General features: G+C 54.8%; 13 protein-coding genes. 8 read left to right on the top strand and 5 right to left on the bottom strand.

Annotation, left to right across the window (positions count from 1 at the left end; genetic code table 11):
- The 4 genes from P3X23_RS01795 to P3X23_RS01780 all read left to right on the top strand — a co-directional run.
- Nucleotides 1-228 (top strand): hypothetical protein (locus tag P3X23_RS01795; RefSeq protein ID WP_300872570.1); only part of this gene is annotated, 228 nt, incomplete at its 5' end.
- Between the two features lie 57 nt (nucleotides 229-285).
- Nucleotides 286-594 (top strand): hypothetical protein, encoded by a 309-nt coding sequence (locus tag P3X23_RS01790; RefSeq protein WP_300872568.1) that lies wholly within the window; start codon nucleotides 286-288, stop codon nucleotides 592-594.
- Nucleotides 595-605: 11 nt separating this feature from the next.
- The gene (locus P3X23_RS01785; protein ID WP_300872566.1) at nucleotides 606-1187 is read left to right on the top strand and encodes a prepilin-type N-terminal cleavage/methylation domain-containing protein; all 582 of its coding nucleotides are present in this window, start codon (nucleotides 606-608) and stop codon (nucleotides 1185-1187) included.
- Nucleotides 1188-1268: 81 nt separating this feature from the next.
- Nucleotides 1269-1874 (top strand): type II secretion system protein, encoded by a 606-nt coding sequence (locus P3X23_RS01780; protein WP_300872564.1) that lies wholly within the window; start codon nucleotides 1269-1271, stop codon nucleotides 1872-1874.
- Nucleotides 1875-1877: 3 nt separating this feature from the next.
- Here P3X23_RS01780 and P3X23_RS01775 read toward each other — a convergent pair whose 3' ends face one another.
- The 4 genes from P3X23_RS01775 to P3X23_RS01760 all read right to left on the bottom strand — a co-directional run bounded on the left by P3X23_RS01775 (nucleotide 1878) and on the right by P3X23_RS01760 (nucleotide 7266).
- Nucleotides 1878-4130, bottom strand: a complete 2253-nt coding sequence (locus P3X23_RS01775) for a heavy metal translocating P-type ATPase (RefSeq protein ID WP_300872562.1) — start codon at nucleotides 4128-4130, stop codon at nucleotides 1878-1880.
- A 66-nt stretch (nucleotides 4131-4196) separates the two neighbouring features.
- Nucleotides 4197-5528 (bottom strand): cytochrome c biogenesis protein, encoded by a 1332-nt coding sequence (locus P3X23_RS01770; protein ID WP_300872560.1) that lies wholly within the window; start codon nucleotides 5526-5528, stop codon nucleotides 4197-4199.
- A gap of 11 nt (nucleotides 5529-5539) precedes the next feature.
- Nucleotides 5540-6556 (bottom strand): oxygen-dependent coproporphyrinogen oxidase, encoded by a 1017-nt coding sequence (hemF, locus tag P3X23_RS01765; RefSeq protein WP_300872558.1) that lies wholly within the window; start codon nucleotides 6554-6556, stop codon nucleotides 5540-5542.
- Nucleotides 6557-6603: 47 nt separating this feature from the next.
- Nucleotides 6604-7266 (bottom strand): cofactor assembly of complex C subunit B, encoded by a 663-nt coding sequence (locus P3X23_RS01760; RefSeq protein ID WP_300872556.1) that lies wholly within the window; start codon nucleotides 7264-7266, stop codon nucleotides 6604-6606.
- Between the two features lie 83 nt (nucleotides 7267-7349).
- Here P3X23_RS01760 and P3X23_RS01755 point away from each other — a divergent pair, with 83 nt between their 5' ends.
- On the top strand, nucleotides 7350-7877 hold the full coding sequence (locus P3X23_RS01755) for a L,D-transpeptidase (protein ID WP_300872554.1): 528 nt from the start codon (nucleotides 7350-7352) through the stop codon (nucleotides 7875-7877).
- On the opposite strand, the gene P3X23_RS01750 is transcribed toward P3X23_RS01755, so the two are convergent.
- A complete protein-coding gene (locus P3X23_RS01750; RefSeq protein ID WP_300872552.1) occupies nucleotides 7874-9283 on the bottom strand; it encodes a CPBP family intramembrane glutamic endopeptidase in 1410 nt (469 codons plus the stop codon). The genes P3X23_RS01755 and P3X23_RS01750 overlap by 4 nt on opposite strands.
- A 231-nt stretch (nucleotides 9284-9514) precedes the next feature.
- Between P3X23_RS01750 and P3X23_RS01745 the strand changes: the two genes are divergently transcribed.
- From P3X23_RS01745 to P3X23_RS01735, 3 genes are all read left to right on the top strand, one after another.
- Nucleotides 9515-9706, top strand: coding sequence for a hypothetical protein (locus P3X23_RS01745; RefSeq protein ID WP_300872550.1), 192 nt, complete (start codon nucleotides 9515-9517; stop codon nucleotides 9704-9706).
- Nucleotides 9707-9736: 30 nt separating this feature from the next.
- Nucleotides 9737-10747, top strand: coding sequence for a phenylalanine--tRNA ligase subunit alpha (gene pheS, locus P3X23_RS01740; protein ID WP_300872548.1), 1011 nt, complete (start codon nucleotides 9737-9739; stop codon nucleotides 10745-10747).
- A gap of 12 nt (nucleotides 10748-10759) precedes the next feature.
- The coding region (locus P3X23_RS01735) for a ParA family protein (RefSeq protein ID WP_300872546.1) at nucleotides 10760-11076 on the top strand (317 nt) is incomplete at its 3' end.

Raw genomic sequence — 11076 nt, 5'->3', positions numbered from 1 at the left:
TCCCTGCGGCCTGATTGTATTGCCCTCCAAAATGGGCGTCGTGCCCACACATTAGTGGTGTACTATCTCGATACAACCCCTGATTCTGAGGGGGTGTGGCAGGGGCGGGCACGGCTGCGTCGCTATGCCCTGCGTAAATACAAAAAATTGACCAATAACTCTCTTGAACTCAATCTAGGCTATGTTGAGCCATGTGGCTTCACCAACTTTGCCGAGTGGCCAATCTAGGTCAACAACAACGAAAGTCTGCTAGATGAACTGCCCGAAAACGACATAAACCGAGCCGTGGTGGTGGCAGACTTTATTGACCTCGATTGGTACAATGAGAGTGCTCTCATTCCTTGTCAAAAAGAGATTAACACTCCCTTCATCCCCGCCTATGTGCGGACGCCCTTAGACGATGCGCGTGTGCCCAATAGTTTTTATGCCTGTGTGCAGTCACGGGGGGAAAGCTTTAACAATGCCACCTTTGTTTATCTGCGCGGAAATCCCCACGGGCTGCCGGGCATTCGCGCCCAAGATGAGGCCACTCGACCCGTGATCACAACCACTGTGCTGAGCCGCTCTGTGTACCGTAAAGTTCCGAAATTCTAAGGGAGTCTGGTATGAAAAGCGCACGGCAGTTGGGGTACAGCATTGTCGAGATTTTGGTGGTCATTGTCCTAATTGGGATCATCATCGGCATTGGCACAATGAGCCTCTTTCCGTTGTTACAGCAGCAGCGGGTGCGGGCGGCAACCAATAATGCTCGCAATGTTTTGCGCCTTGCCCAGGCTACTGCCAAAAAAGAAAAGTCACCTTGGGTAGTGGCCTTTCGCAATACAGACACGGGTGTAGAGTGGACAATGAACCCCACCACTACCCCGCGGAGTCAATGGACGTGGCAGCCCCTTGTTGAAGAGGATGAGCAGATTGTCATGGTGATGTGGGGAACAGACTTTAACTCACCAAAGACAGATTCGACTGGGAAAGTGTTGGAATGCTGGCAGTCAGAAGCCCAGAGCACCAATCAATGCGAGCTTGCTTTTGACCACCAAGGTCGAGTCATTACCCCGGTAACGCCTCGGCGCATCTCCTTTAGCATTTATGCCTATGAAAATGACTATATCCACTGTGTGCGCCTCTCAACGGTGTTGGGGGCAATGCGTACTGAACGGGGTGAGATTTGTAAAGCTTATCGAGAGTAAAATGAGAACAGAAACTCAGCCGCTTCTCCCCTAGGAAGACCTAAAGGTTTCCACCCACCGAGCCCCTTCAAGGATGATGTTATGCTACCACCGGTCACGTGTCTAAAATTGCTCTTTACACTCAATGAACAACTGCAGCGGCGTCGCCAAATCACTCACAACAGCGGTTTGTCATTGCCAGAAGTATTGGTAGTGATTGTTATTTTTGGGATCATTGCTCTAATTGCCCTGCCCTCCCTCCTAAATCAAAAACACAAAGCGCAACTGGCCAGTGCCAAGAGCACAATCGGTGCAGTGAACCGCGCCCAGGAAGCCTACCGCGTGCGCCACAAAATTTTTGCCACCAAGCTACGGCTGCTCGGAATCTATAACACAAGTGGTGGCGGTTATCGCGTAGAGGGCTACCACCCCCTTACCCTTGCCTATGACGAAGTTAGAGACGAAAATACAAACGCTATTCTTCATGGAGGGGGCAATCCTTGGTATGTCTCGGTACACGCTCAGGCAATTGATCCGGCAGGGACAGGGGTTTCTGGGTGTGTTTGGGCAAAGCCCGGCAGTTTTGGTGTTACCACTGCTTCTGTAAAAGAGGGAACAACGGCTGCTCCGCCGGGTGACTGCTGGTCAGAACACCTCCAGAACAGCGGTGCGCCAGTGAAGCTCAACCCAGTTACGACCACAGAATAGGGCTTAACTCATTGGCTCTATTCCATCTTGTCTGGGGCGAAAATAGCGCAGGCGCAGTGCATTCATGACCACGGAAAAGGAACTAAAGGCCATGGCCGCCCCCGCCCCCATGGGGTTGAGCAGCCAGCCACTCAAGGGGTAGAGGGCGCCTGCGGCAATGGGAATGCCGGCCACATTGTAAATGAAGGCAAAAAAGAGATTCTGCCGAATATTGCGGATTGTGGCACGGCTGAGTTGGAGGGCGGTGAGAATGCCCTGAAGATGACCGGAAATGAGGGTAATGTCGCTGCTGGCGATCGCCACATCGGTACCCGTGCCCAAGGCAATGCCCACATCTGCCTGCGCTAGGGCTGGGGCATCATTAATGCCATCGCCGACCATGGCCACACACTTGCCCTGACGCTGGAGTGCAGCAATTATTTTTGCCTTTTGATCGGGGCGGACATCGGCAATGTAATGGTCAATCCCCACTTGCTGGGCGATCGCGGCAGCCGTAGCAGCGTGGTCTCCGGTGAGTAAAATCACCTCTAAGCCCATGTGCTGGAGGGCAGCCACCACCGCTGCGGCTTCCGGTTTGAGGGGATCGGCAATGGCCAGCAAACCCTTGACGTTTCCCTCCACGGCCATCCAAACAACGGTTTTTCCTGCTTGGGCAAGGCGCTGTGCTTGGGACTGCCAAGAATTGGTGTCAATACCGTGGGTTTCAAGAAAGGCTGGCGTCCCGATGAGCACCCGTTGACCTGCAACAACGCCCTGTACCCCCTGACCCATGGTGGCCACAAAATCGCAGACAGTTTGCAGACAGACCCCCTGCGCTTGGGCGTATTCAACCACAGCAGCCGCCAAGGGATGCTCAGAGTGCCACTCCACACTGGCGGCAAGGCACAACAGGGTGTTGGCATCCCCTTCGCAGTGGCAGTCTGTGACGCTGGGATGGCCTTGGGTCAGCGTTCCTGTTTTATCCAAGACTAGGGTTTGCAGGCGCTGGGCAAGTTGGAGACTGCGGGCATCTTTGATCAAAATGCCATAGGTCGCTGCTTTGCCTGTGCTCACCATTATTGAGGTGGGAGTAGCCAAGCCAAGGGCACAGGGACAGGCAATGATCAGGACACTGATGGTGGTGAACAGGGCAAGGCCGGGATTGCGGCCCAGGGTAAGCCACAGGAGCCCCGTGAGGAGGGCGATCGCCAAAACTGTGGGCACAAACCAAGCCGTAATGCGGTCCGCCAGTTTTTGAATGGGGGCTTTGGAGGCCTGCGCCTGCTGCACCAGTTGAATCATCTGTGCTAAAAAGGTGTCTCGCCCCACCCGTGTGGCGCGCATTTGCAAACTTCCCGTTTGATTGAGGGTAGCGCCAATAACCTCATCCCCTGGCTGCTTTGCCACCGGCAGGCTCTCGCCGGTCACCATGGATTCGTCCACCGTTGAAGTCCCAGCCACAATCTCCCCATCTACGGGAATTTTTTCGCCGGGGCGCACCAAGAGCAAATCTCCCACTTGGACTGCAATGAGGGGAATCTCCACTGCTTCCCCATTGCGAATGACCCGTGCTGTTTTGGGTTGCAGTGCCAGCAGTTGACGAATGGCGGCTGCCGTTTCCCGCCTAGCCCGATTTTCAAGAAAACGTCCCAGGAGAATGAGGGTAATGACAACGGCTGACACCTCGTAATAGACCTCTGCAGTAGGGTCGGGCAAGACTTGGGGAAACAGAGTAACAAAGAGGGAGTAAAAAAAGGCAACACTGGTGCCCAAAGCCACCAGGGTATCCATCGTTGCCGTGCGATAGCGCAGTGCTTGCCATGCCCCCTCATAGAAGGATTCGCCACTCCAAAACTGAATTGGAGCTGTCAGCAGCAGTTGTAGCCAAGGATGGTGCAGCCAAGAGGAAAGCCAAGGGAAAGACCACCCTGTCATCATGGGCAGGTTGCCGAGGAGCAACAGGAGCGTCGCGCCCCCGGCAAAGAGGAGGCGGCGTCGGAGACGGCGCAGTTCAGCCCGATAGGCAAACTCCTCGGCGGCAGTGTCCCCTAGGAGTCCCTCTTCTGGCAGGCGCTCTGCCCGGTAGCCCGCTTGGGCGATCGCCCCTTGTAAATCCGACCAGGTCACCCGCTGCGGATCGTAGGTCACACTGGCTTGGCCAGCAGCAAAATGAATTTCACAATCCACAACCCCCGCCAGCGATCGCAGGGCGGTTTCAACGACATTGGCGCAGGCGGCACAGCGCATCCCCTGCACCTTGAACATGAGGTGAGTCATGGTGGCCTTTTCCTAGAACACTCTCTGTTGATCCTGAAGTCTCCAGTCAACTAGAGAGTCAAGGGGTTAGGCCTCCACTGCGGTGGCGCGATTTTGGGGAGTCAATTCCCAAGCGATCGCCGTCAATTCTTGCTCAAAGGTCAACTGTGCCCGATTGGTGCGTCCGCCCAGATAGAGGATTTCGTTTGCCTGCAACCCCCACACTTGGGAGTGGGAGACATAGCTCATGAGGACTCCAGCCATTAAAAAGGCAAACCCCGCATAAAAAAGGGGAATTCCCGGATCGGCTTTAATTTGCAGCCCCGTACTGCCCACCAGTTCAACCAACGTTAACTTTACGCCGTTGATTTCTGTACTCATGCCTGTGCGCAGGCTACGCAGAAATTCCCCCTGGGGGCTATAGATGAAAACCGTGCCTTGAAGATCCCGCGCAATCAGGGAAATCCCTGCAGAGAGATCGGGCTTGGTGGGGAGCCACGTGCCCCAGAGGCGACCTTTTCCCTCTGTCTCCAGTTCGGCCATAGGCAGTTGCAGCACAGGACTGTTGTTGAGGCGAAAGCGAATGGCGGCAATACCCCAGTCCGCCTGATAGAGGGTCACCCCACCGTACTTGAGGGGCTGGTTGACATGGAGGGTGCCCCGCTTTACCTCCTGCCCTTCGCCATCCAAGACGGAAAGATCCGAGTAGAATTGATCGATGTCCCCCGCCTCGGTGTAGTCAATCCAAAAGCGATTTACCTTGACCGACCAGTCCTGCGGTACCCGTGCTAGGGGGCCTGCCTGAACAATGTGCTGTAGATGAAAGGTTTCACCACTGGGCACCAGTTCTTGGGCCATAAACCCCGTCAGCGCCCCCAAAATCCCCCCCAGCAGAATCAGGATCAGACTGGCATGAACAACAATTGGGCCAATCCGACCCACCATGCCTTTGCGGGCATAGAGTTGGTTATCGGTTTGCCAGACGCGGTAGCCCCTAGCGGCAAGGGCAGTGGCCAAGTCTTTAAGGGAGCCTTGGGGAATTGCAGTACTCAGGGCAAGCTTGGTGAACTGTTGCGGTGCTTGGTAGTACTGCCAGCGTTGGGCGGCAGTCAGGGCGGGCACTTGCCGACTCAAGGTACAGGTTATCAAACTGAGGCCAAAGAGCACCAACAGGGTGAGATACCAAGGGGTGCGATACACATGATCTAACCCCAAGGCCAACAGGACTCGCCAACTGAGAAAGCCAAACAGGGCGGGGTCTTCGGGATAGTTGGCTTGATAGAAACTGAGGGACTGCCCCTGCTCGATGACTGTGCCGCCAATACTGGCGATCGCAATCCCTAGGAGTAGGAGAATCGCTAGGCGCAAATCTCCAAGGAGGGCAAAAACACGGCGAACCACAGGGGCACTGATCCTCATAAATTAAATCTTTAGTGTTGCCAATTCACCCAGTCCTGGGGTTTCAAAAATGTGGTGTACAGTTCTTCTTCGCGGCTATTGGGTTCTGGCTGATAGCCATATTCCCAGCGCACTAGGGGGGGCAAGGACATCAAAATAGACTCCGTGCGGCCATTGGTCTGCAGGCCAAAGATGGTGCCGCGGTCATAGACAAGGTTAAATTCCACATAGCGCCCCCGCCGATAGAGCTGGAATTGTCGCTCGCGATCGCCATACTCGAGGTGACGCCGCCGTTCCACAATCGGCAGATAGGCCTCGAGGAAGGCTTGACCACAGCTTTGAATAAAGGCAAAGAGATCCTCCCACGAACGAGGGCCAACGGAACCCACTTGGCGGCTATAGCGGGCTGCTTCGCCATTGGGGTCAGGACCACGGTACAGCTCGCGATCGCTGCCATCTTGGTAGTCAAAGAAAATGCCCCCTACGCCACGGGTTTCGCCGCGGTGTTTTAGATAAAAGTATTCGTCACACCAGCGCTTGAATACGGGATAGTACTCCGAGTGATGGCGATCGCAGGCAGCCTTGTGCACCTGATGGAAGTGTTTAGCATCTTCGGCAAAGGGGTAATAGGGGGTCAAATCGGCTCCCCCCCCAAACCACCACACTGGCCCTGCCTCAAAGTAGCGGTAGTTCAAATGCACCGTCGGCACATAGGGATTGCGGGGATGGAGCACCATTGAGGTACCGGTGGCATAGAACCTATGGCCGGCGGCCTCTGGCCGCTGCGCCAAAATGGAGGGCGGCAACTGATCGCCCCAGACTTCTGAGAAATTGACCCCCCCTTGCTCCAAAAGGCGGCCATTTTTCATTACCCGCGATCGCCCGCCACCGCCTTCGGGTCGTTCCCAGATGTCCTCTTGAAACTGGGCACCGCCATCGGCAGCCTCTAAGGCCTGACAAATTTGATCCTGTAAATTCTTTACAAAGGTAGCCACCCGTTGACGCGAATCACTGGGCACAGCAGCGGTGGCAGAGGTTGCAACAGTCATAGTAAATATCAAAATCCTAATAACGGTCTTCGGTGTCAAACAGCATTTCAAAGCGCGTCTAGGCCTTGATTGTCTTTATTGTACTGCCCCGCCAGCACCTGGGCGAACTTAGCGGCTAGGGCAGCCACCCACTGTTCATCCTGCTGGGTATAGCTGCGGGGGGCATTGGTGCCCAGAATCATCACAGTTTGTTCATCCACCGGTTGGCAGATCACCCCTTGGGTATTGGGGGGCAAATAGTCAAATTCAATGCGACCGGGGTACAGGGCTAAATTGACCAAGTAGATGGGGCGTTGGGTTTGCAGGGCGCGCTGGACAATGGCACCAGGGGCAGTCATGGGTTTAGGTCCGAGAATGCCGCGCCGCAGCAGGGAGCGATCGCCCCGCCAAATAACTATTGACTTTGTGGGTGTATTGGTGAGCAACGTATAGGAAAGCCACGCCAGTTCCGTTTTCAATGCCGAATCTAAATCAGCCGCCAGCTCAAAGCCCTCCTCCCCCTCCAGAATTACTGCTTCGGGCGGACGGGGCTGCACCTGCTGCCAAATCAACGTCGTTAAAATCAACACCGCCGCCAGGATGACCCCCACAACATCAGACCGCGCTTGCGAGGGGGTAAGCACTGGCGTCAGGAGACGATTGAGCAGTAGGAGGGTGCCCCCCAGAATCCCCGTTGCCAGGGGCAAATAGCGCAGGAATTGACTGTTCATCTACAATCCTGAAAAATTGCCCGACAGTTACTGTATCTACTCTCTGTTAGTCTAATCTTGCGGTGGGAGGAGTCAATTGCACCATGCCAAGACAAGGGTTCTCAGGCCTCAGCCGCGGCGCGATCGCTTTTTGGGGACTGGTGAGCTTCAACCTTTTAGACCCGCTCCCCTTTGCCCTTGCCAGTGCATCGCCAGCCATTATCTCGAATCCTAGGGTTGCCCCCCTGCACTTAGAAATTAGCCTCTCGCGGCGGCAATTAACCCTCTATCGAGGACAGACACCGCTGCGCCGCTATCCAGTGGCTGTTGGCCGACCGGGGTGGGAAACCCCTGTGGGCATATTTCAAGTGCGAGAGATGATTCGCAATCCTGCTTGGAAAAATCCCTTTACAGGTGCGGTGATTGCCGGAGGGCATCCCCGAAATCCCTTGGGGCGGCGTTGGATCGGCTTTTGGAGTGATGGCAAAAATTGGGTCGGGCTGCATGGCACCCCCAATCCTGAGTCTGTGGGTCACGCTGTCTCCCACGGCTGCGTGCGCATGTATAACGCCGATATTGAAGAACTGTTTGAAAAAGTGCAACCCGGTGTGCCTGTGATTGTTGTGCCCTAAAAGGGTGCCACAAGGGCAGCGCCAAAAAAGACAACGGCGATTGCATCCACCAAGCCGTGGAGGATGACCCCTGCCCACAACCGCTGAGTACAGGCAAAGGCGAGGCAGTAAAAAAGGGAAGCAAATGTTGCCATAAGGATATACACCCCTCGGTAAACAAGCAGGGGCAGTTGAATGTTGGCATTCGGCTCATTGCCCATATGCACAATGCCAAAAAGCAGAGAGCAAATGAGAATAGCACCCCAAGCAAGGACAACAGGGGGGTAGCGATCGCCCCTATAGTGCTGCAATAGATCCCGCACAAAAATCATCAGACCACTGCGAAAGAGCACCTCCTCAAAAATGCCCACCCGCAGCGCAAAAAGCGTCGAATAGACAAATACTTGAAGTAGCGAAGGGGTGAAGTTAAATTGCGCCAAGGGCAAAAAGCCCAACAAACTCCCCAAGGGCACCATTGTAAGAAGTGCTCCTAGGAACATTGCCCCCAGTAAGCGCGCATCGCGCCAGCGCGGTTCAAAGCTATAGCCAAAGTGCGATCGCCCCAACCCAGTGCCAAAAATGATGACTAGGATAAATAGCTGTAGCGCCACCAAAGGGCCAAAGCGAAAGTAGGGGGTCGAGAACCAATACAGACTAAAGAGAGAGACTGCAATCAAGGGCAGGTGTTGCCAGCCCAACCCCGTTGGTTTCTCTTTGGGGAGGTGGTGCCGCTGCCAATCGCCCCAAGCACATAAGAGCAAATAGAGGGGGGTAATGACGAATCCTTCGCTGTGCTCAAATGCTGGCGAGATCAGCCCACTGTGGCTAAGCAGTAAATAGAGCGCTGCCCCGCTAATCCAGCCCCACAGCACTGGCCTCGGTACCGTTTTCTGCCGTAAAAGGAAGGGAACACGCACCATTGCCCAGACGCCGCCAAGAAAAATCAGTAAATTCAGCCACGGCTGATCGGCAAAGATTAAGTTGCTGAGAATTCGGTGCCAACGAAAGTAAGTCACTTGCGGCAGCAGAAGGCCAATCGAGATGTACAGTCCCAAACTTAGGAGCAATCGTCTCGGCCAGCGCCGAGCAATTGTCTCAAAATCTTGCTTGCCGACTGCCCACCAGAGCACAGGAAAACCGCCAATGATTACCACAGCAGCGGCCTCCACAAGGCTTTCTAACCACGGCCAAGGGATTCCTGATAGATAGTGGAGATAAAGAAGTTGTGCCAAAAACCACAGTCCAGCGGCAACAATTGCCATCCGTTGTTCGCGGCCAGCGGAAAATCGGGGTGACTGCAAAAAGGCTTGGGGGGCTGTGGCCAACCAGTGACCGACAGTGGGTTTAGGCTGGCTCATTAGGTTAGGCATCGGCATTGTGACATACTCCCGACCCCCCCACTGCGCATAGGGGGCAAGCTTCTCCAATTTGTCGATCTTCGCATTTTATAGTGCGCCGATGCCCCAGACCCGCTTCTTTGATCAGCACTTCAGAGTTCACCTCTCAACGGTCGGATTACGCTTGCGGCACTTGGTTCAAGCAAATTCCCCAGTGCTGTGACGTGGGGTTGACCTTCACAACCCACCGCCCGGCTCTCCCAGGGTTGGCAAAACTTTCTTAAATCTGTCTCTAGTTCAGGCTGCGGGTAAACAAGTTCCATGGGCAGTCGGCGCTTTGGGATGAGTCCTTACCAGTGGTGGAGCAGTGGCAGCGGTACGTTGAGCAGCAAGAGCGCAAGGCTTCCTGCCGATGAGCTAAAACCATCGCGATCGCAATTTTGGGCAGAGCGCTATAATCAAGGCTTATTCCCCAGCGGAATTCCCTATCTTTACCTAGACCACTGCTGTTGACCTTTCTTTACTCCGCAACCGCATTGTGCCATGACGACCCCCACTTTTGATCGCGATCGGCTCAGCCAACAACTCAAAGAGTTAGAAACCCACGCCCTACAGGCGATCGCCGAAGCAGATACCCTTGAGCGGCTAGAACAACTGCGGGTAGCCTATCTTGGCAAAAAAGGGGAACTCTCGCAAATTCTTGCCCTCATGGGCAAATTGCCCCCCAGCGATCGCCCCACGATTGGCACCCTTGCCAACACCCTTAAAGAGCGCCTCCTCCAAGAGCTAGAGACACGGCGCCAAACCCTGCAAGCGGAAAAAATTGCTGCGCAGTTAGCTGCAGAAACGCTGGATGTAACAATGCCGGGGGTCTTTCGTCCCCAAGGTCACATTCATCCCCTCAATAGCACCATCGACCGCATCCTCGATATTTTTGTGGGTCTTGGCTATACGGTTGCCAATGGCCCAGAGATGGAAAGTGACTACTACAACTTCCAAGCCCTAAATACCCCAGTCGATCACCCTGCCCGCGATATGCAGGATACCTTTTACTTGCCCGATGGTCATCTCCTGCGCACCCACACCTCTTCGGTGCAGATCCGCTACATGGAACTCAACGACCCCCCCATCCGCATTGTGGCCCCTGGTCGCTGTTACCGTCGAGATACCGAGGATGCAACCCACGCTGCCGTGTTTCACCAGGTTGAGATTTTGGCAGTGGATGAGGGACTGACCTTTACCGACCTCAAGGGCACGGTCACAACCTTCTTGGCGGAACTCTTTGGCGATGTGCCGATTCGTTTTCGTGCCAGCTATTTTCCCTTTACAGAACCCTCGGCCGAGGTGGATGTGCAGTGGCAGGGACGCTGGCTAGAAGTTATGGGTTGCGGCATGGTGGATCCCGCTGTCTTCAAAAACGTTGGCTACGATCCAGAGGTTTATACGGGCTTTGCCGCTGGCTTTGGCGTAGAGCGGTTTGCAATGGTGTTGCATCAAATTGACGACATTCGCCGCTTCTACACCAGTGATCTGCGCTTTCTGCAACAGTTTTAGGAGGGCAGAGCCTTGGCGGAACTCCGTCTGTTAGCCATCCTAAATGGAAAGGGGGGCGTGGGCAAAACAACAACAGCCATCAATCTTGCTGCCACCTATGCTGAGCAGTACAAAGTGCTATTGGTGGACACCGATCCCCAAGCTTCCGCCACCTGGTGGTTTCGGCGCAGCGGCCAGTCCATGGGCTTTGATCTCGCCCAAGAAGTAAACCCAAAACTCCTCAGCAATGTCCGCAAGCTCTCTGGCTATGATCTCATTGTGGTGGATACGCCTCCCGCTTTAGCCTCCACTGCCCTTGCAGCAGTTGTGCCGATTGCGGACTACTTGGT

The organism is Thermosynechococcus sp. Uc, assembly GCF_029335995.1.
Classification (GTDB): domain Bacteria; phylum Cyanobacteriota; class Cyanobacteriia; order Thermosynechococcales; family Thermosynechococcaceae; genus Thermosynechococcus.
The sequence above is the reverse complement of the archived record's forward strand: the minus strand, read 5'-3'. Positions and strand labels throughout refer to the sequence as shown.